The 26,320-nt window shown below is 62.6% G+C and carries 21 protein-coding genes; 6 read left to right on the forward strand and 15 right to left on the reverse strand.

What is annotated here, in order from left to right:
• Window positions 1–693 precede the first annotated feature (693 nt).
• The 5 genes from NQL71_RS13690 to lldD all read right to left on the reverse strand — a co-directional run bounded on the left by NQL71_RS13690 (window position 694) and on the right by lldD (window position 9,582).
• Complete coding sequence (locus NQL71_RS13690) at window positions 694–4,800, reverse strand: bifunctional nitrate reductase/sulfite reductase flavoprotein subunit alpha (RefSeq protein WP_274642801.1); 4,107 nt, start codon at window positions 4,798–4,800, stop codon at window positions 694–696.
• 340 nt (window positions 4,801–5,140) lie between these two features.
• Window positions 5,141–6,847: an amidase gene (locus NQL71_RS13695; RefSeq protein ID WP_274642802.1), complete on the reverse strand. Its 1,707-nt coding sequence runs from the start codon at window positions 6,845–6,847 to the stop codon at window positions 5,141–5,143.
• Window positions 6,848–6,930: 83 nt separating this feature from the next.
• On the reverse strand, window positions 6,931–7,449 hold the full coding sequence (locus NQL71_RS13700) for an HIT family protein (RefSeq protein WP_046816412.1): 519 nt from the start codon (window positions 7,447–7,449) through the stop codon (window positions 6,931–6,933).
• Window positions 7,450–7,643: 194 nt separating this feature from the next.
• A complete protein-coding gene (locus NQL71_RS13705; protein WP_077183055.1) occupies window positions 7,644–8,411 on the reverse strand; it encodes a metallophosphoesterase in 768 nt (255 codons plus the stop codon).
• 25 nt (window positions 8,412–8,436) lie between these two features.
• Window positions 8,437–9,582: an FMN-dependent L-lactate dehydrogenase LldD gene (gene lldD, locus NQL71_RS13710; protein WP_274642803.1), complete on the reverse strand. Its 1,146-nt coding sequence runs from the start codon at window positions 9,580–9,582 to the stop codon at window positions 8,437–8,439.
• Window positions 9,583–9,754: 172 nt separating this feature from the next.
• Between lldD and NQL71_RS13715 the strand changes: the two genes are divergently transcribed.
• On the forward strand, window positions 9,755–9,970 hold the full coding sequence (locus tag NQL71_RS13715) for a hypothetical protein (protein ID WP_046816415.1): 216 nt from the start codon (window positions 9,755–9,757) through the stop codon (window positions 9,968–9,970).
• Window positions 9,971–9,980: 10 nt separating this feature from the next.
• Here the strand turns inward: NQL71_RS13715 and NQL71_RS13720 are convergent, their stop codons facing one another.
• On the reverse strand, window positions 9,981–10,193 hold the full coding sequence (locus NQL71_RS13720) for a DUF4287 domain-containing protein (protein ID WP_046816416.1): 213 nt from the start codon (window positions 10,191–10,193) through the stop codon (window positions 9,981–9,983).
• 966 nt (window positions 10,194–11,159) lie between these two features.
• On the opposite strand from NQL71_RS13720, the gene NQL71_RS13725 reads away from it, so the two are divergent.
• The 4 genes from NQL71_RS13725 (at window position 11,160) to NQL71_RS13740 (ending at window position 12,799) form a co-directional block, all read left to right on the forward strand.
• Window positions 11,160–11,468: a DUF6124 family protein gene (locus NQL71_RS13725; protein WP_274642804.1), complete on the forward strand. Its 309-nt coding sequence runs from the start codon at window positions 11,160–11,162 to the stop codon at window positions 11,466–11,468.
• Between the two features lie 68 nt (window positions 11,469–11,536).
• A complete protein-coding gene (locus NQL71_RS13730; RefSeq protein WP_274642805.1) occupies window positions 11,537–11,695 on the forward strand; it encodes a hypothetical protein in 159 nt (52 codons plus the stop codon).
• Window positions 11,696–11,838: 143 nt separating this feature from the next.
• Window positions 11,839–12,249: an NUDIX hydrolase gene (locus NQL71_RS13735; protein ID WP_046816425.1), complete on the forward strand. Its 411-nt coding sequence runs from the start codon at window positions 11,839–11,841 to the stop codon at window positions 12,247–12,249.
• 19 nt (window positions 12,250–12,268) lie between these two features.
• Window positions 12,269–12,799, forward strand: a complete 531-nt coding sequence (locus NQL71_RS13740; protein WP_274642806.1) for a GNAT family N-acetyltransferase — start codon at window positions 12,269–12,271, stop codon at window positions 12,797–12,799.
• 54 nt (window positions 12,800–12,853) lie between these two features.
• Here NQL71_RS13740 and NQL71_RS13745 read toward each other — a convergent pair whose 3' ends face one another.
• The 6 genes from NQL71_RS13745 to NQL71_RS13770 all read right to left on the reverse strand — a co-directional run bounded on the left by NQL71_RS13745 (window position 12,854) and on the right by NQL71_RS13770 (window position 19,208).
• Window positions 12,854–14,023, reverse strand: a complete 1,170-nt coding sequence (locus tag NQL71_RS13745) for a GGDEF domain-containing protein (RefSeq protein ID WP_274642807.1) — start codon at window positions 14,021–14,023, stop codon at window positions 12,854–12,856.
• 108 nt (window positions 14,024–14,131) lie between these two features.
• A complete protein-coding gene (gene otnI / locus NQL71_RS13750; RefSeq protein WP_077183063.1) occupies window positions 14,132–14,917 on the reverse strand; it encodes a 2-oxo-tetronate isomerase in 786 nt (261 codons plus the stop codon).
• Between the two features lie 43 nt (window positions 14,918–14,960).
• Window positions 14,961–15,599: a 3-oxo-tetronate 4-phosphate decarboxylase gene (otnC, locus tag NQL71_RS13755; RefSeq protein ID WP_077183064.1), complete on the reverse strand. Its 639-nt coding sequence runs from the start codon at window positions 15,597–15,599 to the stop codon at window positions 14,961–14,963.
• A complete protein-coding gene (otnK, locus tag NQL71_RS13760; RefSeq protein WP_248687108.1) occupies window positions 15,596–16,888 on the reverse strand; it encodes a 3-oxo-tetronate kinase in 1,293 nt (430 codons plus the stop codon). Before otnK ends, otnC begins: the two co-directional genes overlap by 4 nt.
• Window positions 16,889–16,907: 19 nt before the next feature.
• Entirely contained in the window at window positions 16,908–17,882 is a 975-nt protein-coding gene (denD, locus tag NQL71_RS13765) for a D-erythronate dehydrogenase (RefSeq protein WP_274642808.1), read from the reverse strand.
• A gap of 15 nt (window positions 17,883–17,897) precedes the next feature.
• Entirely contained in the window at window positions 17,898–19,208 is a 1,311-nt protein-coding gene (locus NQL71_RS13770) for an MFS transporter (RefSeq protein ID WP_046816423.1), read from the reverse strand.
• Between the two features lie 163 nt (window positions 19,209–19,371).
• Here NQL71_RS13770 and NQL71_RS13775 point away from each other — a divergent pair, with 163 nt between their 5' ends.
• Window positions 19,372–20,157, forward strand: a complete 786-nt coding sequence (locus NQL71_RS13775) for a FadR/GntR family transcriptional regulator (protein ID WP_046816424.1) — start codon at window positions 19,372–19,374, stop codon at window positions 20,155–20,157.
• Window positions 20,158–21,056: 899 nt separating this feature from the next.
• On the opposite strand, the gene NQL71_RS13780 is transcribed toward NQL71_RS13775, so the two are convergent.
• The 3 genes from NQL71_RS13780 to NQL71_RS13790 all read right to left on the reverse strand — a co-directional run bounded on the left by NQL71_RS13780 (window position 21,057) and on the right by NQL71_RS13790 (window position 26,317).
• Window positions 21,057–23,183, reverse strand: a complete 2,127-nt coding sequence (locus NQL71_RS13780) for a TonB-dependent receptor family protein (RefSeq protein WP_274642809.1) — start codon at window positions 23,181–23,183, stop codon at window positions 21,057–21,059.
• A 283-nt stretch (window positions 23,184–23,466) separates the two neighbouring features.
• Window positions 23,467–25,023: an amino acid permease gene (locus tag NQL71_RS13785; protein WP_046816428.1), complete on the reverse strand. Its 1,557-nt coding sequence runs from the start codon at window positions 25,021–25,023 to the stop codon at window positions 23,467–23,469.
• A 133-nt stretch (window positions 25,024–25,156) separates the two neighbouring features.
• Window positions 25,157–26,317: an iron-containing alcohol dehydrogenase gene (locus NQL71_RS13790; protein WP_046816429.1), complete on the reverse strand. Its 1,161-nt coding sequence runs from the start codon at window positions 26,315–26,317 to the stop codon at window positions 25,157–25,159.
• Between the last annotated feature and the right edge of the window lie 3 nt (window positions 26,318–26,320).

The raw sequence follows: 26,320 nt of genomic DNA on the forward strand, positions 1-26,320 counted from the left end.
GCAAGCGAATTGCCAACGCGATGTACCCAGGTGTGCCTAGTCGGTTACTGACTCCTGCTTTATCTTCTTATCAGGTCTCGACCGGCCAGACCGCACCGGCGTTAGATAAGGCTAGACCGCCCTTGGGCAGACGGCTAATAGCTGGAGTATTTGTAGTCCATAGGCGGAATCTTTCAAGGCGCCGGAAAATTACGCCTCGAAATGTTTCCTATGAAGGCGTCAGTGGCGTATCGCCAGCGAAGAGGCCCGAAAAACCAGCGCAATACTCAAGGCAGCCTTCGCCGGCAAGCCGGGCTCCTACAATGTTTTGTGTTGGCCATGAGTCCGTGATTTTCCACGGACCTGTAGGAGCTGGCTTGCCAGCGAAGAGGCCCGAAAGACCAGCGCAATACTCAAGGCCGCCTTCGCCGGCAAGCCGGGCTCCTGCAATGTTTTGTGTTGGCCATGAGTCCTTGGCTGTCCTCGGACCTGTAGGAGCTGGCTTGCCAGCGAAGAGGCCCGAAAGACCAGCGCAATACTCAAGGCAGCCTTCGCCGGCAAGCCGGGCTCCTACAATGTTTTGTGTTGGCCATGAATCCGTGGTTTTCTTCGGACTTGTAGGAGCTGGCTTGCCAGCGAAGAGGCCCGAAAGACCAGCGCAGTACTCAAGGCCGCCTTCGCCGGCAAGCCGGGCTCCTACAATGTTCCAACCACTCAATAGACATCCCGCAAATACCGCTTGTGCTCACTCATCTGGCGCCAATAATCGGCAGCGCCTTGCGGGTCCAGGCCGCCATGGTGCTGCGCGACCTGGCGCAACGCCTGGTCGACGTCCCTGGCCATGCAGCTGGCATCGCCACAGATGTACAACCGGGCGCCGTCCTGCAGCCAGCGCCAGAGTTCGGCGCCTTGTTCGCGGATGCGGTCCTGTACGTAGATTTTCTCGGCCTGGTCACGGGAAAACGCCAGGCTCAGGTTCGTCAGCAGGCCATCGTGCTGCATGCCTTGCAGTTCATCGCGGTAATAGAAATCGCTGGCGGCGTGCTGTTCACCGAAGAACAGCCAGTTCCTGCCCTGATCGCCCCGCGCCCGGCGTTCCTGCAAGAAGGCGCGGAAGGGGGCAACGCCGGTACCGGGGCCGATCATGATCATCGGTACATCACCATCGGTGGGCACGCGAAAGTGTTTCGACGGCTGGATGAAAACCGGTACCTCGGCGTCTTGCGCGCGGTCGGCGAGAAAGGTCGAGGACACGCCCTTGCGTTTGCCGTAGCGCACCGCCGCCACGGTGAGATGGACTTCCCGTGGATGCACCTTGGCGCTCGACGCGATGGAGTACTGGCGCGGTTGCAGGCGCTTGAAGGTACCCAGCAGCTCGCTCGCCGAGCAGTCGAGCGGATACTCCTGCAGTACGTCTGCCAATTGACGTCCCCACAACCATTGTTTCAACTGAGCCTTGTGCCCATTGCCCAGCAGCTGTTTCAAGCCGGGGTTGGTGCTGCGCTCGGCGATGAAGGCCAGGGTGTCGCTGTTGGGCCGGGCAATTTCGTAGTGTTCGGTGAGTGCCTGACGCAACGACACCTCGCCACCTTTTTCGATGTTTACCGTCGCCTCGGCATTCAACCGGGTCAGGGCGAGTAACTCATCGACCAGTTCCGGACAATTGCGCGGATGCACGCCCAGGGCGTCCCCCGCCTCATAACGCAGCGCTGAATCCGCCAGGTCCAGGGAAAACATGCGGGTCTCCTTGTGCGGGCTCTGGCTGTTCAGGTGAAGATTGGCCAGCAACCGCGAGGCGTGGGGTTTGGCCTTGCCGGGTGTTTCGGCGGGGCTGGCGGCGCCGTGCGTCTGGACAACGACCGCAGGCTCGGGCTTGAGCGTCTTCTGCAGTTGCGCCAGCCATGTATCGGCGCGCTCTTCGAATTCGGTGTCGCAATCGACCCGTTCCAGCAGGCGAGTGGCGCCCAGTTCCTGCAGGCGTTGGTCGAGTTGCCTGCCGTGCCGGCAGAACTGGTCGTAGGCCGGGTCACCCAGGGCCAGCACGGCAAAGCGCAGCGATTCCAGGCGAGTCTGGGTGGTGCTGAGGGTGTGCCAGAACCCTTCGCCGTTGTCCGGCGGATCGCCATCGCCGAAGGTGCTGCTGATCAGGGCCAGGTTCTGCGTGCTGGCCAGCTTGCTGGCGGGAAAGTCGGCCATCGCGCTCAGCTCCACGGCGAAACCGCCGTCGCGCAGGCGCGCGGCTAGACGCTCGGCCAGGGTTTCGGCATTGCCGGTTTGCGAGGCCCAGAGCAATGTCACGGCGGGCGCGTCGTCGGTGATGATGGGTGCCGGAGTTTCAGCCTGGTTGCCCAGTTGTGCGATACCCGCATCGACCCGACTGAACAACCCGCCCAGGAGCCCGTCCAGCCACAGGCGAGTCTCGGTAGCCAGAGGCGCGCTGGGCGGCAGCACCGGCACACCAGCCGCCTGGCGTCCGGCGGTCGATTGCAAGCCACTGAGAAAACCGGCGAGGTAGGTGCGCTCGCTGTCGTTCAGTTGCGGGGAGGGCAGGCGACGGATGCCCGCCAGATCAGCGAAGGTCTCGATGCTCGACATGGCGAGTTCCTCTGGCACGGGGGAGGGGGCGATGGCAGCAGGCGTTGGGGTTTGCAGGAACTGATGGTCAATCAGTTCGACGCGTTGCAGGGCGACCGCACAGAACTTGAACTCAGGCTGCTGCGATATCGGGTCGACGGCATCGTTGGTCACGGCATTGATCGCCAGGTGTTCGCCAAACACATCGTTCCAGTGAAAAGGCGCAAAACAATTACCCTGGCGCACCCGGTCGGTCACCACCGCCGGCAACACGGCCCGACCCCGCACGGAGCGAACTTCGACCGGGTCCCTGTCCTTGATGCCCAACGCGCTGGCATCCTCGGGATGGATCTCGACGAAGGGCCCCGGATTGAGCTTGTTCAGGGTCGCCACCTTGCCGGTCTTGGTCAGGGTGTGCCACTGGTGCTGCAAGCGCCCGGTGTTAAGCACGAAGGGAAAGGCTTCATCCGGCATTTCCGCCGGCATCATGTGCGGCCGGGCGAGGAAGAAGCCTTTGCCGCGCTCGGTGGCAAACACGATCGCCGGCTGGCTGCCATCGGCTTCGACCTTGAGCGTCTGGCTCACGCCGTCGTTGAGGTAGCGAATCGGATTGCGCGGCGCGGCGGCCTCGGACGCGCACGGCCATTGCAGCGGTTGGTCGCGCAGGCGCGGGTAGCTGGCGCCGCGAATGTCGTAGCCGGTCCTGGGGTTCCAGGCGCGCTTGATCTCTTCGAACACCTCCTCGGCAGTGCTGTATGAGAACCCGTCGGCGAAGCCCATCTCGCAGGCCACGCGGGCGATGATCTGCCAGTCGGGCAGCGTCTCGCCCGGGGGCTCCACGGCTTTTTGCATCAGCGTCAGGTTGCGCTCGGAGTTGATCATCACGCCCTCGGCCTCGGCCCAGAGCGCGCCGGGCAGGAGGATATCGGCGTAGCGGTTGGTCTCGGTGTCGAGGTAGGCGTCCTGGGTGATCACCAATTGTGCCGCCTGCAGGCCGTCGATGACCTTCTGGCGGTTGGGGCCGGAGGCTACCGGGTTGGTGCAGATGATCCAGCAGGCCTTGATCTTGCCTGCGCTCATGTCTTCGAACAGGGCCACGGTGCCGCCGCCAGCGGCGCGCGGCAGGCTGTCGCGGGGGATGCGCCAGAGATCCTCGATGAACGCCCGGTCCGCCTCGACCAGCGCCGAACGCTGGCCGGGCAGGCCTGGTCCCATGTAGCCCATCTCGCGACCGCCCATGGCGTTCGGTTGCCCGGTCAGGGAAAACGGCCCGCTGCCTGGCCGGCAGATCGCGCCGGTGGCCAGGTGCAGGTTGCACAGGGCATTGGTGTTCCAGGTGCCGTGGGTACTCTGGTTCAGGCCCATGGTCCAGCAGCTCATCCACTCGGCGGCCTCGCCTATCCATTGCGCGGCCTGACGAATGTCCGCCTCGGGCAGGCCGGTGATGTGCGCGACCCTGGCTGGTGGATAGTCCTCGAGGAATTCGGGCATGGCGTCCCAGCCTTCGGTGAACGCCGCAATGAAGGCGGGATCGGTATGGCCGTTTTTCACCAGCAGGTGCAGCAAGCCATTGAGCAATGCCAGGTCGGTCCCAGGCAGGATCGGCAGGAACAGGTCGGCTTTGTCTGCGGTGGCGCTGCGCCGTGGGTCGACCACGATCAGCTTCGCTCCAGCCTTGACCCGATCCATCATGCGCAGGAACAGGATCGGGTGACAGTCGGCCATGTTGGCGCCGATGACGAAAAACAGGTCCGCGCGATCGAAGTCCTGATACGAGCCCGGAGGTCCGTCGGAACCGAGGGAGAGCTTGTAGCCGCTGCCGGCGCTGGCCATGCACAGGCGGGAATTGGATTCTATGTTGTTGGTGCCGACGAAACCCTTGGCCAGCTTGTTGATCAGGTATTGGGCTTCCAGCGACATTTGCCCCGACACGTAGAACGACAATGCATCGGGGCCGTGGCGATCGAGTGTGTCGCGCAACCGGCTGGCCGTCTCGCTGATGGCCTTGTCCATGGCAATGCGCACCGGATCTCGCTGGCGTTCCTGGCGCAGGTAGGCATGTTCCATCCGCCCCGACTCGGCGATGGCCTGGCCACAGGTGGTGCCTTTGGTGCAAAGCCTGCCGGCGTTGGTCGGGTGGGCCTTGTCGCCGCTGACCTTGACGACCCGGTTGTTTTCGACCTGCATGACGATGCCGCAGCCCACACCACAATAGGGACATACACTGCGTACGGTTTTGCTTGCCATCCTCGCCCCTCGAATTTCTTGCCGGCCATTGCCGATGCCGGAAACAAAAAAGGCGCCATGCGGCCCACCGTCAGAAAAACGGGGGACACACGGCGCCTTTGTCGTATGCATGCAATCAGCGTTGACTGCAGGGTTGAGGTGTACCTAGCAAGTCACGCGCCAGAAATGCCTTTCAGGCCGTGATCGTTGCCGATACGTGGGCGGGCAAGGGGAGATCGTCGAGCGTCGGTGCAAATCAACGATGCATCCTGCACTTTTATAAAGCGCCAACCGCACCCGGATGCACCAGTGAGTGGCGGGGGCGGGACCGACGCCGTTAGCGCCGGTCCCGTCCGCTCTGTCACTTGCCCAGCGGCGGGGTGCGCGGCGGGATCAAGCGCTTCGAACCTGTGGCCTCGAACGCCGAAGCCAGGCGCAGCAGGCTCGAATCGTAGTAGGCGCGACCGGCAAAGGTCAGCCCCACGGGCATGCCGATGTCCGGCATGACGCCCATTGGCACGGTGACCGTCGGAACCCCCAGATGGCGTATCGCGAGGTTGCCGTTGGCCACCCAGACGCCGTTGCTCCAGGCGATGTCCGCCGCTGCCGGGTCGACGTCGGCATTGGCCGGGCCGACGTCTGCGACGGTCGGGAAGAGCACCGCATCGAGGCCCAACCGATCCATCCACTGCTCAAGATCGATCTTGCGCGTCTGTTCAAGGCCGCGCAGGCCGTCCGGCACTGTCGGGATCTGGTCCCACGGCGTGATACCACGCTCGGCCATGCGCACGTACTCGTCCATGCCGGCGGCAAGGTCGCCTTCGCGGTTGGGTAGGGTGCCCGGGTCATGGGGGAAAATCAGCGGCCCGTCGACATCCACCAGGCGGTTCAATTGCGGATCGCCGTTGGCCTGGAGGAAATCGTCGAACGCCCAGGCCGTCAGGTCCCACAATTCGTGATGGAGGAATTCCTTGGACACGATTCCGCGATTGAACACCGTCGGCGCCCCGGGACGATCGCCCTCGCAGTTGGAGACCAGGGGGAAATCCACTTCGACGACTTCGGCGCCAGCGGCTTGCAAGGCCTGGCGTGCCTGTTCCCACAGACCGATCACCGAAGGCCGGGTGTGGATGCGCTGCCCTGTCGGGCCGCCGATGCCAGGGGCCTCGCTGGTGCCGGCTTCAGGGTCGGCATTGATGTACATGCGCGGCACGCCCAGGCGTTTGCCAGCCAATGCCGCGGGGTTGGCGGCCAGGTCCTGGTAAGACGCGGGGCGCACCGAGGCGACTGATGGAATCGGTACCCAGGGTTGCAGGCGCCACAGGTCGCCGCGGGTGTCGGGGTCTTCGGCGACCACCACGTCGAGCACTTCGAGCAGGTCGGCCATGGTTCTGGCAAATGGCACGACCACGTCCATGGTCGGCGTCAGCGGCCAGTTACCGCGCACCGAGATCACCCCGCGCGAAGGCGTGTAGGCACACAAGCCATTGTTGGAGGCCGGGCCACGACCGCTCGACCAGGTTTCTTCCGCCAGGCCGAAGGCGGCAAAGCTGGCGGCGGTGGCCGTCCCGGCACCGTTAGACGAGCCCGAGGCGAAGGGGGCGGTGAGATAGTCGGCGTTGTACGGGCTTTCTGCGCGACCGTAGACGCCACGCTGCATGCCGCCGTTGGCCATCGGCGGCATATTGGTCTTGCCCAGGCAGATGGCGCCGGCGGCGCGCAGCCGTTCGATGGTAAAGGCATCGCGATAGGCGACCAGGTCCTTGAAGGCCGGACTGCCGGAGGCGGCGGTGAGCCCCTTGACCAGATAACTGTCCTTGGCCGTATAGGGAATGCCATCGAGCGGGCCCAGGGCCAGGCCCTTGGCGCGACGGGTATCACTGGCCTGTGCCTCTTGCAACGCATCGGGGTTGCGTACCACTACCGCGTTGAGCGCGGTGGGCGTCTGGGGCGTGTCGTAGGCATCGATCCTGGCGAGATAGGCCTGGACCAGCTCGACGGCGGTTGTCTGGCCGGATTCGAGCGCAGCGCGCAGTTGGGCAATGGAAACTTCGGTGACTTCGATCATGCGGTGACTGCCGACAGTGGGTGAGGGATGCGCTGGTGAGGCATCCGGGTACGCCCGTCATGTTAGCACCGCGTTCGCCGATGTCAGCTGCCGGCTTGAACGAGCAGGCGTTGGCTCGCCGGGCTGAAGCAGGTGCGCAAGCGCTCGATGACCTGGTCGATCGAAGGGCCCTCGATGGCCGGTGGTTGCGGGCTCTCGCCGAATTCGCGCCAGATGAACAGGGTCATTTCCGCGCCGTCGGTCAAGGTGTGCGCGCTGGCGCTGTCGCCGAAGTTTTCCAGCAGGCGGTAGCGCTCATCCTGCCAGAACAGGTCTTCGACCCAGGGGTACACCGGGATGTAGTGGAAATGGATGGGGAAACGCGGATCATGGCCGAACCGGCTGATGTAGAGCCACTTGGGCTGCAACTCCGCTTGCAGTGTTTTCTGGACCTTGGCGAGCAGAACGCCCATCTCGGCCAGGGCCTGCTCGGGGAGGTCGGACAGTGAATTGACGTTGTACCGGGTGCCCAGGACCAGATAGCCGGGGAGCGCCGAAGACATATGGTGGTTGAGGATCCAGTGGGCGGTTTCATGGATGATGAAACGGGGTGCGATGTCCATGGGTCAATGTCCGTCGGCGAAACTGCCAATAGGGGCGGGTGGGTTGGCCTCGACTGATTCTAAATCCAGCAATGCTCCGTGCGATACGCTTTTTGCGCCGGGGCCATGGGCGCGGGCAATGTAGGGGCAAATCCTGCCGCCGACCACCAGACCTGGGTGTAGCAGGGTAACGCTTTGGTATGAAAGCTGGGGGTTCAGAGGTTCAGATCAATCACATGGGCGGCCTCGAACTGAGCGTTTTCATTGATGCCATTTTTGGCATAGCCCCGGGCGTTGCAAATGACCCGGGTGTTGCCGATCCGGTAGTCGAAGCTGCCGTGGGTATGGCCATGCAGCCAGAGTGCGGGCTGCCACTGCTTGATCCGCGCTTCGAGGTCTGACACGAAACTCGCGTTGATCGGCGAATCGGCGAACGCCGGGCTGATGCTCGAGCGGGTCGGTGCGAAATGCGAGATCACCACCGTGGGAATGCTGCGGTCGGCGGCAAAACACTCTTCGAGCCAGGCGACTGTCTGCAGGAAAATCAGCTGGGAAATGGCCGGGGTAAACAGGTCTGGAAAATCAGGCGCAACCTTGATGCGGCTGAAGTCGCGCATGAGTCTGGTGGCCATGTCGATACCCTGCGCCCGATCTTCTTCTCGATCAAACAGGCGGTAGTCGGACCACAGCGTACAGCCGAGGAACCGTACCCCGTCGTGAATGTGCGCCGTGCGTTCGAGCACGTGGATCGATGTGCCTTGGGACAAGCTGTGCAACTGCTCGTAGGTCGAGATCAGGTCGCTGCCGTAGAATTCGTGGTTGCCGGCCACGTACAGCACCGGTGTCGGGCATGCCCTGGCCCACTCGATGGCCGCGGCCGGCCGGGAGATGTCTCCGGCCAGGACCACGATGTCGGCTTCAACCGCCGGGAACGGCAGGGCCTCGACGGACAGATGGATATCGGAAAGCAGGGCGATGCGCATGGGCGGTTCCTGACCGTGAGTGTCTTTACTTGAGGGGATGACGCACCAGAATGGATTCGTCGATCTGGTCGATGGAGGTGACCCCCGTCAAGGTCATGGCCACGCGCATTTCCTTGGCGAAGATATCCAGCATGTTTTCCACCCCGCGTTGACCGTCAGCCGCCAGGGCATAGGCCATGGAGCGTCCCAGCAGTACCCCTTTGGCCCCCAGTGCCAACATGCGCACCACATCCAGCCCCGAGCGGATCCCCGAATCGACCAGCACCTTGAGGTCATTGCCGACCGCTTGCATGATCGGCGGCAGCGCTTGGGCCGTGGAGAGCACGCCATCCAGCTGCCGCCCGCCGTGGTTGGAGACAATAATGCCGTCCGCGCCAAAACTGATCGCATCCCTGGCGTCCTCGGGGTCGAGAATCCCCTTGATGATCATCGGGCCCTTCCAGAAGTCGCGAATCCACTCCAGGTCGCTCCAGCTGATCGACGGGTCGAAGTTGTTGGCCAGCCAGCCGATGTAATCTTCGAGGGTCACGGCCTTGCCCAGATACTTCGAGACATTGCCCAGGTCATGGGGGCGACCCATCAGGCCGACGTTGAAGGCCCAGTCGGGCCGGGTGATGGCCTGCAACATACGCCGCGACGATGCATAGGGACCGGACATGCCCGAATGGGCATCGCGATAGCGCGCGCCGGGCGTCGGCATATCGACCGTGAACACCAGGTTCTGCACGCCGGCGGCCTTGGCGCGCTCCAGCGCGTTTCTCATGATGCCCCGGTCCTTGAGCACATACAGCTGAAACCAGATGGGCTGTCGGGTATTGGCGCGGACTTCTTCGATCGAGCACACCGACACGGTGGACAGGCACAGCGGGATGCCCTTGTTTTCGGCCGCCTTGACCGCCTGCACCTCGCCACGGCGGGCGAACATGCCGGTCAGGCCGACCGGCGCCAACACGATGGGCATCGACAGTCGCTGATCGAACAGGGTGGTCTCCAGGCTCAACGCTTCGACGTTCTTGAGGATGCGCTGGCGCAGGCTGACGTCCGCCAGATCGGCGCTGTTGGCCCTCAGCGTATGCTCGGCATAGGCTCCGCCATCGATGTAGTCGAACAAAAAACGCGGGAGCTTGCGACGGGCTGCTTCGCGATAGTCGGATGCGGACGAAATGATCATATTGCCAATGCCTTGAGCTGATGGGGGACGGTCATGCCTGTCGAGCCTGAGGGCAGATTAGCCCATGCCATCGCAACCCTGTTGAAAAGCCGTGCAAACCTTTGGTGGCTGCAACATGGACGAAACATAACGCGCCTATGATCCGCCTCAACCAAAACCGAGGGAGCGACCCATGAACCGGCCATCAAGAAGCATCCGCAAACTGCTCGACTCCGTGGCCTCCAACAACGAGGGCGCGGCGCTTGATGTGATGCGCGCCGCTGAACAGCTCAAGGACGAGGTGCTGCGCCAGCGCCTGCTCAACCTGATCCATCGGCTCAACCAGGACGCCATCGATTTGCGCATCGCCCGTGACGAGATCCAGGGTGGCGCTATCAAGCTTGCGTGACGAGCTTGCTTCAACCTGCGTGGGCCAGGTAGTAGGCGACCAGAGCATTGGCATGGCCATGACCGAGGCCGTGCTCGGTCTTGAGCCAGGCGACCATTTCCATGTGCTTCTTGTTGTTGAGGGTCTTGAGCAGGTCAAGCCAGTGGCTGACCGGCTGCCCGTACTTTTTTTCGATTGAAGGAAAGTACGAGGCGGGTCCTTTGGTTTTGGTATCTTCAGTCACGTTGCAAACTCCCTTTTTTGCCGGGTGATCTGGAGAGCCGGGAAATGTTCCCGACGCAGCATCGGTAACGTTTCTTTTTAGCCTGCACTGAATCCGCCGTCCACTACTGGTATCGCATCGCTGCGATGGCGGCCTAACAGGCGACCCATCTCCCACGGCCAAACCCGATCAATTGTGGGAGCGAGCCTGCTCGCGAAGGCGGCCTGACAGCCGACCTGTTATTTGTTGACCGGGTACATATCCATTCCTTTGGTAACGGCCACCTAGGGTTCCGCTCTTACAGCGGGTTACTTGGAAAAGCGCCAAGTAACCAAGCGCTCTTGCCCCTGGCGTTCGGTGCCTCGCTGTGGCTCGGCATGCCCTCGCTCCGGTCCTGCTCCGTGGGCCCGCCGCGATGGGCCATCCATGGCCCAGCGCGGCTAACCCGGCATCCATGCCGGGTTGCCCACTGCGCAGAACCGGAACGAAGCCTCTCGATGGGGCAAAAAAATCAAAAGCCAAAGCGAGGCGGCCTACGAGCCGACCGGATTTCAGGCGAACGCATTCCCCTGTAGGAGCTGGCTTGCCAGCGAAGGCGGCCTGACAGTCGACCAATCTCTCCCGCCTGTACTCGATCCAGGCAACATCTGTAGGAAAAATACGAGGCTACATTGCCTTGCGCCGTTGCCTACAACTACGCCAAAATCCGCCGGCTTGTGCGCCTTGTACCTTGTCTTTATCGTTTTCGGGTCGCTGCCAATCAGTGACCGGATTTAGCGATCCGACAAGGTATAAGCGCAATAAGACACTTGTCTTAATCGCATGCGTTTTTATGCATGCGATTTTCGATATGGTGGCTGTGCACGGGAGACTCTCGGGTCTGCCGGGTCTTATACCTCTCGGTTCGCTAACCTGCGCACAGCTGCCACCCTTACTTGTTTAGCGACAGGTTGCGGTGGCTTCACAAGGTATAAACGGAGTTTCACCATGCCCAAACCCACCCCCAATCCCCCCGAATCCGCAACTTCCCGCGAGCTTCACCTCAAACCCGCCATCCTGAAATCCTCTGCCCCTCACAACCCCAGTACGATGTTCCTCATCGGCCCAAACATCGACACCGAAACACTCCTGGCCCACGCCTGTGAATCCCTGGCATCCGCCGGCGTCATGGCCACCGATTTCGCGACATTCGTGGATGGACCACAACGCAGCATGTTGCTGGGCATCCAACAGGTGATCATGCTCGCCGACCTCGCGGTAAATCGCGCGCTGGATAACCTCGATCCGCAGCGATAACCCCGTCACCTGTAGGGTACGGCTTCCGACCAGGCCGGCCGCTAGGCCGCCTCGCTTTGGCTTTTGATATGGCTTTTGATATGGCTTTTGATATGGCTTTTGATATGGCTTTTGATTTGGCTTTTGATTTTACTTGCCCCATCGAGAGGCCGAGCCACAGCGAGGCACCGAACGCCAGGGGCAAGAGCGTTTGGTTACTTTGCGCTTTTCAAAGTGACCCGCTGTAAGAGCGGAACCCTAAGTGGCCGTTACCGCAGGAATGGATATGTACTCCGTCCGCTGTCACGCCGCCATCGCCAGCAAGCCGGCTTCTACAAATATGGGTCAAAGACCGTATGATGTTAGCTTCATCGTCGATAAGGAGATCGCCATGTCGCCGAACAAGGCGTGCCCCGTCATTCTCTCCAGCATTACTGACCCGCGCATCCTTCTGTTCCGCCATCCCCTGGCAGGCGTGCAACTGGTCAAAGGCACAATCGAGCCAGGAGAAACACCCGCAGAAGCCGCTCTTCGTGAATTGAGCGAGGAGTCTGGAATAGACGACGCCTCGGTTGTCAGTGATCTGGGTTGCTGGAACGCCGAACATCTCGAGCAGGTATGGTCGTTTCAACTGTGCCACGCGCAGGCGCCGCTGCCGGAACAATGGACCTACCAAACACTCGATGACCATGGCCACGCCTTCAGCTTTTTCTGGGCCCCGCTTGATAAGTTGCCGATTGCCGATTGTCATCCGGTCTTCCGCCGGGCACTACGGCACCTGACAGCCACGCTTTCGGCCTGAAACACAGGAGTGTTGATGAATGAAGACATTCAAGATTCGCGAGCTGAAAAGCAACGACACCGAAGCGTTGCTCGCATTCGAAGTCCGCAACCGTGAATGGTTCGAATCCCATATCGATGCCCGCGAATCTTCTTTTTACTCATTGCAGGGCGTCGCCGAGCATATCCAAGGCTATCTATCCGGTTTCGCCATCGGCGCCTGGCATCCGTTGGTAATCGAAGACGCCAGTGAAAGGATTGTCGGTCGAGCCAACCTCAAGAGCATCGACCCGGCGAAGGGTTGCGCCGAAGTTGGCTATCGGATCGATCGCGACACTTGCGGCCGGGGCCTGGCGACACAGGCGCTCAGGCATCTGATCGAGCAGGCGCAGCACCGTTGGCAACTGACGCAACTGGTGGCTTACGTATTCAAGGAAAACGTGGGGTCGAGAAAAGTACTGGAGCGCTGCGGATTCGTGCTTGAACAACGTTCCGGCTTCGAAGAACCGGGAGCCGAATGCCGATTTGTCCTTTCGGTTTTTCCAGGCACTAATGCTCAGCCAGCCCAGTAACCACCGGCTTCTCTATTTTCTTTGGATGCGCGTTTCATAAGCGATCCTCGCGCCTCATACCGATTCGTGGCTGGTAAAGGTTTGATCGACCAGCCGAATGCTGTCGCGCCCACCACGCTTGGACTGGTAGAGCGCCGCATCACATTGCTCGATCAATGCCGCCAGGCTGGCTGGCGGATGGTCGAACAGGTTGGCGCCGATGCTCAGGGTCACCGCTGCGGGGGTGGCGAATGTCTGTGCGGCAGCGTGCTGAAACTGCTCACGCAGCGCGCTGCCCAGCCCGACTATTTGCTCATTCGAGGCGTTGCGCAGCAGGATCACGAACTCGTCACCGCCCAGCCGCGCCGCCAGTGCACGGTCGGGCAGGACCGAACGAATCATGTCGCTCAGCGTGACCAGCAGTCGATCGCCCGCCGTATGGCCGTACAGGTCGTTGACCTGTTTGAAATTGTCGATATCGATCAACAGCAAGGCGCCGGGGCGCGCCGGCGAGACGTCTTCGAGCAGACGCGCTGCCCGTACTTCGAGGGCGCGGCGGTTGTACAGGGCGGTCAACGGATCGCGCGCGGCCAACCGGGCGATGCGCTTTTCGCGCCTGTAGCGTTCGGTACCGGTCATGGATAAGGCAATCAGCATGATCGCCATCGTGCCCTCGACCAGTGAAATCTGAATGATCTCGCCACGAAAGGCGGCAAGATCGATCAGTGTGCCGGGAACGATCGCCGTTATCGACTTGGCCAGATAGAACAGCCCATGGACCAGCAGCACATAACGCAGTTGCACCGCGCCCACGCTCAACGACTTGCCATGGGGGCGCAGGAGGAAACTGGCCCTGAGGGTCACCACCGTGACCAGCAGCGAATTGGCCAGCAGCATGACCTTCGACCACGACGGCTCGTCCGGCAACAACAGCAAGGCCATCCAGACCACGAAAATCAGGTACCAGGCACGTGACAGGCGCGTTTGCGTGAAGCGCGCGACACCCAGCAGGAAACACCAGTGGGCCACCACCAGCAGGCCATTGGCGAACCAGATACCGACCAGCAAAAGGCCGATCCCGCGCAGCAAGGCGAGTGTCGACCCCAGGCTGATCGTTGCAAAACCCGCACTCCAGAACAGCAGCGAGGGCTCGCGAATGCTGCGCCATTCGATCGCCAGGTACAGCGCGGCGGCCGCTGCGAGGGCGATCGAGAGTGTCAACATCGTGGGAGGATCGAGCGCCATAACCTGTAAAACCTTTCTGATCTGCGGTGAAAGGCGTGATTGTAGATGTTTGAGCCGGTTTTTCGCAGATCCTGGCGCTTTGGAAAAAGGGGGCTGCCTGTCAGTGATTCAGCGGGCCTGCCAATCGCGCAGCCATTGCAAACCTTCGCTGGTGTTGCCGCGCGGCCGATACTCGCAACCCACCCAACCGCTGTAGCCCAGCTTATCGATCAGCTCGAACAGGTAGGGATAATTCAACTCGTTGTGCATGTCCGGTTCGTGGCGATCCGGCACTCCGGCGATCTGGATATGACCGATGCCGGCGAAATCCCGACGCAGCTTCGTCGCCACGTCACCCTCGACGATCTGGCAGTGGTAGATGTCGAACTGGACCTTGAGATTGGCCTTGCCCACGGCTTGGCAGATAGCCTGTGCCTGATGCTGGTGGTTGAGGAAAAAGCCCGGAATATCACGGGTATTGATCGGCTCCAGCAACACGGTGACGCCGACTTTGGCCGCTTCTGTTGCCGCGTGGCTGAGGTTTTCCAGGTAGGTCTCGTGGTGTCGGGCACGGTCTGCTTCGCACGCCAGCAGCCCGGCCATGACGTGGATACGGTCATTGCCCAGGATCGCGGCATATTCCAGGGCCTGGTCGAAGCCGGCGCGAAACTCCGCTTCACGGCCAGGCAAGGACACGGTGCCTTTTTCGCCTGCCGCCATATTGCCCGGTGGCGCGTTGAACAGGGCCTGGACCAGGCCATTGTCGTCCAGACGCTGTTTCAATTGTTGCGCGCTGTAGTCGTAGGGGAACATGTATTCCACCGCCTGGAAACCATCGGCGGCGGCCGCGGCGAAGCGGTCCAGAAATTCATGTTCCGGGTAGAGCATGCTGAGGTTGGCAGCGAAACGAGGCATGGAGACTCCTGAAAGCAAAAATACAAGCGTAAGGCAAAGGGGGTTACCACTGCACGCCAAAAACCTCATGCAGCTCATTCAATGCCGCCTGGTCGAGCGGGGCCGGTTTGGGGTTACTCATCAACCAGAGGCGCGCCGTTTCTTCCAGCTCCTCCAGGGCATAACTGGCCCTCGACACCGAGCTTTCCCAGACGACCGGCCCCAGCCGTTCGAGCATGACCCCGCGCACGCTGGTGGCCAGTTGCGCGACACGCTCGGCCACTTTAGGCGAGCCGGGACGTTCATAGTTGATCAACGGGATGTGCCCGACCTTCATCACCTGGTAGGGGGTCAGCGGCGGCAAGATGTCATCCTGCTGCCAGACCCCGGCCAGCGTCAGCGCCACCAGGTGCGTCGAGTGGGTGTGGACCACGCCGCCGACACTCGGGTTGCGATCATAGACCTGACGGTGCAGGGCCAGGGTCTTTGACGGTTTGTCACCGCTGACCCATTCCCCTGCCAGGTTGACCTTGGATATCGTCGCCGGGTCCAGGCGGCCCAGGCAAGCGTCCGTGGGCGTGATCAGCCAGCCATCGTCGAGGCGGGCGCTGATGTTGCCGGCACTGCCGACCGTGTAGCCGCGGCTGTACAACAGGCCGCCGACGTCACAGATTTCTTCGCGCAGGGCGTTTTCATTGGTCATGCTTGAACTCCCGCCAGGTGCTGGAGTGCCTTGGCGAAGAAGTCAGGGCCACCGAAGTTGCCGGACTTGAGCGCCAGGGCCATGGGTTCTCCGGGCGTGCTCACGCAGGCGGGCACCCCCGGGTCAATTTGCCCACCGATCTGCAACAGTTGGATATCCAGGGCTTGTACCACGGCCCCGGAGGTTTCCCCGCCGGCGACCACAAAGCGCCGCACGCCGGCCTGGTGCAGCCCGCTGGCTATCCTGCCGATGGCCTGCTCGACCAGGTGCCCCGCGCGTTCGCTGCCCAGTTCGCGTTGCACCGCCTTGACCTGCTCCGGCGCGCTGGTGGCGTAGATCAGTACCGTTTCGGCATGGTCACCGGCGAAGGCCAGTGCCTGCTCGATGACCGGCTCTCCCGCTGCCAATGCCAACGGGTCGATCCGAAAGGCCGGGCGACCTGCCTGCAGCCAGCTTGCCACTTGTCCATTGGTGGCTTGCGAAGCGCTGCCCGCGAGCACCACTTCGCTGCCTTCGACTGTCGGCACTTGAGCAGCGTCCAGGTCGCGCAGTTTACCGGCACGGCGGAAATTATCCGGCAAGCCCAGCGCCAGCCCCGAGCCCCCCGTCAGCAGTGCAAGGCCTGCGCAGGCTTCGCCCAGCAGGTGCAGGTCCGCATCGGACACGGCATCGGCGACCGCCAGGCGCACACCTTCGGCGCACAGTTGGGTCATGCGGGCGCGGATGCTCTCGACGCCCTGGGTCAGGGTGTCATACCGCAGCAGGCCGACTTTGCCTTGGCTCTGCGATTGCAGCACCCGCACCAGATTCGCGTCAGTCATCGGTGTCAGCGGGTGATGCTGCATGCCCGACTCGTTGAGCAACTGGTCCTGGACGAACAAATGCCCGCGAAACACCGTGCGGCCGTTTTCCGGGAAAGCCGGGCAGGCGAGAGTGAAATCACTGTCCAGTGCCTCCAGCAGGGCTTCGCTGACCGGGCCGATGTTGCCGGCGGCGGTCGAGTCGAACGTCGAGCAGTACTTGAAGAAAATCTGTTCGCAGCCACGCTCACGCAACCAGCGCAGGGCTTCGAGCGACTCCTTCACGGCATCGGCGGCGGGTAGGGTCCTGGATTTGAGGGCGATGACGATCGCGTCGGCATCGAGGTGCCCGGCGACCTCGGCAGCGGGTATGCCGATGCTTTGCACGGTGCGCATGCCGCCGCGCACCAGCATGTTGGCAAGATCGGTGGCACCGGTGAAATCGTCAGCGATGCAGCCCAGCAGAGGGCGGGCAGGGGCATTCAACATGTCGAGCTCCTTCTTGGGTTCATCCGGGCAGATATTCAGTCATGAACTGCTCGATCACGGCGCTGAAATCCTCATCCGCCGTGAACCCCAGGTCCCGGGAGTAGGTGGCGCAGAAGGACCCGGGCCATGAGCCGACGATGCGCTCGATCGCCGGATTGCGCTCCAGGCGAATCCGTGCGGCCACTTCCTCGCCGGCGATCTGGCGCAGGGCATCGATCATCCGTTCGACGGTAATCGACAGGCCTGGCATGTTGATCACCCGGCCCTCGGTCAATCGCTCGCTTGAGAGCTCATGACCATGGATCAGGTTTTCAATGGCCAGCGCTGGCGACATCAGCCAGAGCCGCGTATCGAGGGCCACCGGACACACGCTGGGCTGGCCGTTGAGTGGTTCGCGGATGATGCCGCTGGCGAAGCTCGAAGCGGCCAGGTTGGGTTTGCCCGGGCGCACTACGATGGTCGGCATGCGCAGGCTGCGGCCGTCGACGAAACCGCGTCGGCTGTAGTCGGCGAGCAGCAGGTCGTTCATGGCTTTCTGCGTGCCATAGGAACTCTGAGGAGCCCAGACCTGATCGTCGCGGACCTTTTCAGGCAGTTGCCCGCCGAACACCGCGACGGAGCTGGTCATCACCCATTTCGGGCAGGTGCCGAGCAGGCGAATGCGTTCGAGCATATCCCGGGTCGCGGTGAAGTTGATGCGCATGCCCAGTTCGAAGTCGGCCTCCGCCTGGCTGGAAACCACCGCAGCCAGATGGAAGATGCTGTCAGTGCTGGCATCGATCAGGCTGTCCAGCACTTCAGGGTCGGCGATATCGCCACACACCACGGTTACCCGCGGATCATCGATGCCCTGGAGTGCAACCATGTCGAAGGCGACGATTTGCCTGACGGGTTGGGACTGGCCGGCGCGGTCGGTGAGCGAACCACGCGACAGCAGGGCCTGGATCAGGCGGCGGCCAAGGAAGCCGGCGGCACCGGTCACGAGAATTTTCATGAGTTACTCCAAACGTCAACGGTTGACGAGTTTTCCGGGAATTCTGAAGACCAGCAGGGCACCGAGGAACAGCGCGCTTGCCATCACATACATGCCGATCGTGGTGCTGTGGGTGGTGTCTTTGAGGAAGCCCATCAGGTACGGCGAGACGAAGCCCGCCAGGTTGCCCCAGGAGTTGATCAGGGCAATGCCGGCAGCTGCTGCGGTACCGCCGAGGAACGCGGTCGGCAGGCTCCAGAACAGCGGCAGGGTGCTCATGGCGCCCATGGAGCCCAGGGTCAGGCCGATCATGGATACCGTGAAGTTGTCGCTCCAGGTGGCGGAGATGAACAGGCCGATACCGCCCAGCACCGCGGTCAGCGCCAGGTGCCAGCGACGCTCGCGCAACCGGTCGGCGCTGCGCGACACCAGGATCATGGTCATGGCCGCGGCGGCATAAGGGATGGCGGTGAGCATTCCCACCTGCAATACATCGCTGACGCCGGCCTGGCGAATCAGCGTCGGCAACCAGAAACCCACGGTGTAGAAGCCGGCGATCATGCAGAAGTAGATGGCCGTCAGCAGCCAGATACGCGGCTGCAGGAACACCTCTTTCAGGCTGTGGGTTTGATGGCCAGCGGTTTCGGCGTCGATGCGGGTCTGCAGCAGGTGTTTCTCTTCGCTGGTCAGCCAGCTCGCCTTGGAGATCCGGTCGCTGAGGCAGAAGATCACCAGGATGCCGACGGCGATCGAAGGCAGCCCTTCGAGAAAGAACAGCCATTGCCAGCCGGCAAACCCATGGTCACCGTTGAACGCACTCATGATCCAGCCGGACAGGGGCGCACCAATCAGCCCGGACAGCGGCACTGCCGTCGCGAACAGGGCGTACATCTTGCCGCGGCGATGGGTCGGGAACCAGTAGGACAGATAGAGGATGACACCCGGGTAGAACCCGGCTTCGGCGATCCCCAGCAGGAAGCGCATGATGTAGAAGGACATGGGCGTGCTGACCAAGGCCATGGCCGAGGAAATGATGCCCCAGGTGATCATGATGCGCGCGATCCACAACCGCGCGCCGACCCGATGCAGGATCAGGTTGCTGGGAATTTCCACGAGGAAGTAGGCAATGAAGAAAATCCCTGCGCCAAGACCATAGACGGCTTCGGAAAATTGCAGATCGTCGGACATCTGCAATTTGGCGAAACCCACGTTCACCCGGTCCAGATAGGCGACGAGGTAGCACAGCAACAACAGCGGCAGGATTCGCCATGCGACCTTGCGATACGCCAGGTCCTCGAAGCGATCGGCGGGCGCGATGGCACCGGTTTGAATCACTGATTCAGTCATGTGTTTCCCCCATCCTTATTTTTGTAGTGGGTGACGTTTGTTTTTATCGGATTAACATGAAGGTCGGTTTTTTATCATAATACGTCATACGAATTCAAGGAGCAGAAGTCAGGGAGGACGACGGGTCTAAAATGCAGTACCGTTCACCGATTTGAGCCCAGAGATGCCTATGCCCACTCCTGACAAAACTCCCTGTTCCGCCGAGGCGCTGGCCGTTCTGAAGGACTCCGCCAAGGGCACGCTGTCCGACCAGGTGACGGCGGCCCTGAAGGCCTATATCGCCAATGGCGAGGTGCTGCCGGGCGCCCGCCTGCCCACGGAGCCCGTGCTATCGGAGCGTTTCGGGGTCAGCAGGACGGTCATCCGCGAGGCGATTTCGCGACTGAAATCTGCCGGTCTGGTCGAGGTTCGCCAGGGCAGCGGCACTGTCGTCAGCGAAGGTGCGCACATCAAGGCGTTCACCATTGACCTGGATGTCAGTGGGTCTATCGAGGCCGTATTGCGGGTTACCGAGCTGCGCCGCGGTATCGAAGGGGAGGCGGCGGCACTGGCGGCACAGCGGCATTCGCCAGCGCAGCTGGAGGCTATCCACCAGGCGCTGAAGGCCATCGATGCCGCCGAGCAGGCGGGGCGCGATGGCGTCGAGGAAGACCTGGGGTTCCATCACTCGATTTCCAGGGCAACGGGCAATCCGCTGTACCCATCTCTGCACGAATTCATCGCCCAGTACATCAAGGAAGCGATCCGCATCACCCGTTCCAACGAGGAGCGCCGCCGCGACCTGGCCAAGACGGTGCGGGTCGAACACTTTGCCGTGTACGCCGCCATCGCCGCACGCGACCCTGAAGGCGCGCGCCACGCTGCGCTCAACCATATCAATAACGCGGTCGAGCGGCTCAAGAGTGCCGATCCCGCGTTCTGGCAGAACCCGGGGGCGCGAACCTCGTAGCTCCGCGCGCGTTCACCGCGGACCTGTAGGAGCCGGCTTGCCGGCGAAGGCGGCCTTGGATGTTGCGGTGATCTTTTGGGCCTCTTCGCTGGCAAGCCAGCTCCTACAATGTTTTGTGTTGGGCGTGGAGGCGTGTTCGCCGCGGACCTGTAGGAGCCCGGCTTGCCGGCGAAGGCGGCCTCGAATATTGCGTTGACCTTAAGGGCCTCTTCGCTGGCAAGCCAGCTCCTACAATGGTTTGTGTGGGCGTGGAGGTATGGGCACCGCGGACCTGTAGGAGCCCGGCTTGCCGGCGAAGGCGGCCTCGAATATTGCGTTGATCTTTTGGGCCTCTTCGCTGGCAAGCCAGCTCCTACAATGTTTTGTGTAGGCGTGGAGGTATGGGCACCGCGGACCTGTAGGAGCCCGGCTTGCCGGCGATGGTGGCCTTGAATGTTGCGGTGGTCTTTTGGGCCTCTTCGCTGGCAAGCCAGCTCCTACAATGTTTTGTGTTGGGCGTGGAGGCGTGGGCACCGCGGACCTGTAGGAGCCCGGCTTGCCGGCGAAGGCGGCCTTGAATGTTGCGGTGGTCTTTAGGGCCTCTTCGCTGGCAAGCCAGCTCCTACAATGTTTTGTGTTGGGCGTGGAGGCGTGGGCACCGCGGACCTGTAGGAGCCCGGCTTGCCGGCGAAGGCGGCCTTGGATGTTGCGGTGGTCTTTTGGGCTTCTTCGCTGGCAAGCCAGCTCCTACAATGTTTTGTGTTGGGCGTGGAGGCGTGTTCGCCGCGGACCTGTAGGAGCCCGGCTTGCCGGCGATGGTGGCCTTGAATGTTGCGGTGATCTTTTGGGCCTCTTCGCTGGCAAGCCAGCTCCTACAATGTTTTGTGTTGGGCGTAGAGCCTTGGCCGCAAGTCAGGACCTCACAACAGGCTCCACGACACCCCGACATACACCACCATGCCTTCGCCCGGCGTCGAGCGCGCCGCGTCCTGACCTTTGTCGTCGTAGCCCGGCGTGACGGTGGCGGCGTAGTGCTTGTCGGTCAGGTTGCGCATGTCTACCCACGTCTGCCAGTCACCCTTGGGCGCGTTGTAGCCCAGTGTCGCGCCGAACAGCGCATAGGGATCGGCGTAGTAGCTATTGGCGTAATCGACCGCCACCTTGGACACCCATTGCGTGTTCAGCGCGGCGAAGAAACCCTGGGGCCAGTCGTAGCGCAGTTCGCCCTGGTAGTAGTGCATCGGCAGGCCCGGAAGGCGGTTGTCGCCGAAGCGTTCGTCGTCCTGGTAGTGGAAGTCGCTGAAGGTATAGCTCTGGCGCAGGCTCAATTCTGCGCCATCGTTGCCCGACCACAGGTTGCTCAGCAGGCTGGCTTCCACGCCCTGGTGCACGGTCGGACTGGCGTTGAGCTCGTAGGGTGTGGTGGCGTTGGCATCCGGCAACACCGAGAGCAGTTCGTGGCGTACCTGGGCGTAATACCAGGCCAGGCTCCATTGGCCCATCGCGCTGTCGCCGCGACCGCCGAGTTCCAGGGTGGTCGCGGTCTGGTTCTGCAGCTCGATCGGATCACGCTGGGTGCCGGTGGCCGGGCCGCTGTCTGCCGGGAAGCGAACGTTCGAGCTGTAGATCAGCGACCAGGGGTGCGGTGCCTCGACCGAGCGGCTGAGATTGCCGAACAGTTGCAGGTCGGGGGTCAGTTGGTAGCGCAGGCCCAGGCGCGGAGCGTAGTCCCAGTCGCCCATACTGGTCTTGCCACCCCCTTGCGGGTAAGTCACCGCGCTTTCCCGGCGGGTGTAGATGGCCGCCAGGCCAGTGGTCAGCCACAGGTCGTCGGCGATCTCCAGGTCATTGCCCGCATGCAGGACGCTGTCCGAACCCTGGTAGGTGAAGTTGCGCATGGCGGTGCCCGGCGCATAACCGGCAGTGTTGCCGCTTGGGATGCGTACTTCCTCGCTGGCACCGGCATTGGGCAGGTGCCTGGTCACGCGCAGGCCCAGGGTGCTTTGGTTCTGCAGGCCCCAGAGGGTGTCGCGACGCTTGTAGTCGAACGTGCCGCTAACATCGGTGTACGCCACCTTCAGGCGATTGGGGCCCTCGCGCAGGTCCATGGGGTAGTCATGGTAGGCAAGGCCGGCCTGGATGCTTGAGTCGTCATCGATGTAGTAGGTGGTCTTGTTGCCGATAAAGGTGCTGCCCGGTTGTTCACGGCGATCGTCCCGCGCCACGTAGGCGGGGTTGGCCGCCCGCGGGTCGTGCTCGATGGAGTGCTTGGTCACCCGGCCGGCGAGGTCGTTGTCGGTCTGGCGGTGGCGCAGGTAGAAGCGCGTTTCCAGGTTCGGGTTGAAGCGATAACCGAAGTTGGCGATGACGCCCTGGCTGTCGCTGGCGGTGTGATCCTGATAGCCGTCGGCGCGGGCATCGGTCAGGGCCATGTAGTAGTCGAAGTCGCCCAGCACCTGCCCGGAACTGACTTGGCGCTGCTGATAACCGTGGCTGCCCGTCGCGTAGCGCACCTGAAGCTTGGGGGCGTTGTAGCCGGTGTGGCTGACGTAGTCGATGGCCCCGCCCAGGGCCAGGGCACCGCGGTCGAAACCGTTGGCGCCGCGCAGGACTTCGACGTGGTCAAGCCACAGCGGCTCCAGCAGTTCGTAGGGCGTGCCGCCGGGGCCGGTCAGCGGCAGGCCGTCGAGCATGGCGTACAGCCCCGAGGCGTGGGCGCCCGGCGCCCGGTTGATCCCCGAACCGCGGATCGAGATCTTCACCCCTTCGTTGCCCGCCGACTGGGCATAGACCCCCGGCTGATAGGCCAGCACATCCTGATTGCTCGCCACCCGGCCCTGCAGCGGGCGGCGCATGTCGACCAGGTTGGTGCCGCCGGGCACCTGCTCGAGCCGCGCCTTGGCCTCCTCGATGCCCTGGTCTTCGTCACTCTGGTCCTCGGCCCCGATCAGCACTTGTCCCAACTCCAGGCCCTGGGCCTCGGCCAGCGCCGGACAGACGAGGGCCAGGCCGAGCAATGCGGCGGACAGGGAATGGGGCGAGGGCATTGAGAAACTCCAGACGGGGGGAACGGGCAGTGAAGTCATGCGACGCATGAAGGGACGAAGGGAGCACATGGCGATTTTGTTTTATTGCCAGGGACAGGGTCATCGGCAGGGGCGAGCCTGCCGTGAATGGCGACCGCCGATGTCGAGGAAGGGGCTTTTGCGCGGATGCACCTGACTACTGCAGGAGCTGGCTTGCCAGCGCTGGGGCCTGAAAGAGCAGCGCAAGTCTCAAGGCCGCCTTCGCTGCGATGCGGCGGCCCGACAAGTCAGCTCCTCCAGGACTTCAGCGTTTATTCAACGCCGCTTCAGCCGCCGCAATTTCGGCCTGGCGCTTGACGATCATGTCGCCCACCGGTGGGCCCTGGAAGCGGCGCGCTTCGAAGCCGAACCAGACGATGGCCGTCAACACCAGGAAGCCGATGGTGATGTACAACGCCCAGTCGTTCGGTGGCTGGATGCCGATGACGAAGATGATCACCATCGACAGGACCGAGAGCAGGGCAAACACCGTGTACCAGAAGCGCCCGATGTTCCACGGTCCCATGGTCGGCCACCTCGAGGTCCCGTAGGCGAACAGGCCCAGCACGATGGGAATGATGAAGGAGAAGAACAGGAAGATCACCGTGCAGGAGACCACGATGGTGTAGACCGGTGTCTCACCGACCGAGATCACCGATGAGCCCCAGTCGAACAGCACGGCGAGGGTAGCGCCGGTCCAGATTGCCGCCACCGGGCTGCGAAAGGTCGGCGAGACCGAGGACAGGGCTTTCGAGAAGGGCAGGCCGCCGTCACGGGAAAACGCGAAGATCATGCGCGAAACCGAGGTGACAGTGGCCAACCCGCAGAGCACCTGGGAGATGAAAATCGCCACGTACAGCGCGTCCTTGAGCAGCGGATTGACCTGGGTGTTCATCGCCCAGAAGAACACGTTCCAGCCTTGCTTGGCCGCCTCGTCCATGCTCGGCAGCATCAGCACGAAGGCGCTGAGCATCACCCAGCCGAACAGCAGCGACCAGACCACCGACATGACCATGCCCCGAGGCACTGACATGGCGGCATTACGCGTCTCCTCGGAGGTGTGCGCGGAGGCGTCGTAGCCGGTGATGGTGTAGATCGGCAACAGCAGGCCGAGCATGAAGATCCAGCCGTTGGACACCTGTGGCCAGACGCTGCCGCCGGCTTCGCCGGAATAGTTGCCGAAGGTCACCAGCCGGGAGAACTCGAAACTGGGGGCCGAGATCAGGCAGACAATGGTCAGCGCCAGTGCGGTGGCGAAAATCAGGTAGCCGGAAAAGTCCGTCAGCCTGGCGGTCAGGCCGATGCCCAGGTGATTACACAAAGCCTGGAGCCCGGTGAGGATGGCCAGGAAAATCACCCGGGTCGTGGTGGTGTCCTCCATGCCCAGTGCCGGGCCGAAGGCACCGAAGAAAAAGTAGTAGGTGCCGACGTTGATCGCACCGAGCACCGTGACCAGCCCCAGCAGGTTGAACCAGGCCGTGAGCCAGCCAGTGAAGCGGTTGCCAAGGATCGAGCCCCAGTGATACAGGCCGCCTGCGGTGGGGTAGGCCGAGGAAATCTGCGCCATGGCCAGGGCGAACACCCCGGAAATCAGGCAACCGATCGGCCAGCCGATGCCGATCGAGGCGCCGCCCGCACCCGAGGTGCCCTGGGCCAGTGAGTTGATGCCGCCAGAGAGGATGCAGATGATCGAAAAGGAAATCGCGAAGTTGGAGAAAACCCCCATTCGTCGCGACAACTGCTGGGCATAGCCCATGCTGTGCAGCACCTTGACGTCATCGTCGTGCGGCGCGTCGGTGCCGGGCTGGCTTGCTGGGTTCATCGTTGTGTGCCCCTTCAGGTTTGATACGCAGCCATCCGGGGTTCCGGATGGGTTGGTTTTCAACCCCTTGTCGTACTGCTCCTGTGTCCAACCGCTAACGTGTTGCTGTTTCGATCATGGACCCTCGATCGAGTCAGAGACGGCCATGGAAAGCCGCCTGGAAAATTTCCGTCACGCCGGCCTTTGTCAACGGCAACGGATTGCCGCCGGCACTGGGGTCGACGATCGCCATATCCGCGATCAGGTCTGCCCGTTGATCATCCACGCCCAGCTCGAATAGCGTGTGGGGCACGGCGATGTCCTTGCGCAATTTGAGGACGAAGGCCAGGAAGCTGTCGAAGCCCGGGGAGGGCAGGTGCAGGTACGCGGCCAGGCGTGTGATGCGTTCCTCGATGGCCGGGCGATTGAATTTGAGCACATAGGGCATCAGGGTGGCGTTGGTCATGCCGTGGTGGGTGTCGTACAGCGCGCCGATCGGATGCGCGAGGGCGTGCATCCCGCCCAGGCCTTTCTGGAAAGCAGTGGCGCCCATCGCCGCCGCCGCCAGCATCTGCCCGCGGGCATCGAGGTCCGAAGGGGTGTGCACGGCGCGCACCAGGGCATTGCTCACCAGGCGCATGCCTTCGACCGCGATGCCATCGGCCATGGGGTGGAAACCCGGGGCGCAGTAGGACTCCAGGCAGTGCGCCAAGGCGTCCATGCCCGTGCCGGCGGTGACTTTGGCCGGCATGCCGACGGTCAGGGCCGGGTCGCTGATGACCACCCGTGGCATCATTTTCGGATGGAAGATGATGCGTTTGGTGTGGGTGCGATCATCGATGATCACCGCCGCACGGCCCACTTCAGAGCCCGTACCCGCGGTGGTCGGTACTGCAATGACCGGGGCGATGCGGCTTTCATCGGCGCGGGTCCAGTAGTCGCCGATGTCTTCGAAATCCCAGACCGGCCGGGTCTGGCCACTCATGAAGGCGATGAGCTTGCCCATGTCCAGGCCACTGCCACCGCCAAAGGCCACCACACCATCGTGGTTGCCTGCGCGCCAGGCTTCGAGCCCGCCGGCCAGGTTGGCTTCGACCGGATTGGGCTTGAGGTCGCAGAACAGCGCAGCGCCCAGCCCGGCATCGCGCAGAGCGTCGAGCGCAGCCGTGGTGATCGACGCGCGTCCCAGGCCACTGTCGGTGACCAGCAGCGGGCGCTGGATCCCCTGGCTACGACAGGTCTCGGCCAGTTCCGCGATGCGGCCGACACCGAAGTGGATGCTCGTAGGGTAATTCCAGTTTCCAGTCAGGCTCATGGT

The sequence above is a fragment of the Pseudomonas serbica genome (assembly GCF_028823535.1).
Taxonomy (GTDB): domain Bacteria; phylum Pseudomonadota; class Gammaproteobacteria; order Pseudomonadales; family Pseudomonadaceae; genus Aquipseudomonas; species Aquipseudomonas serbica.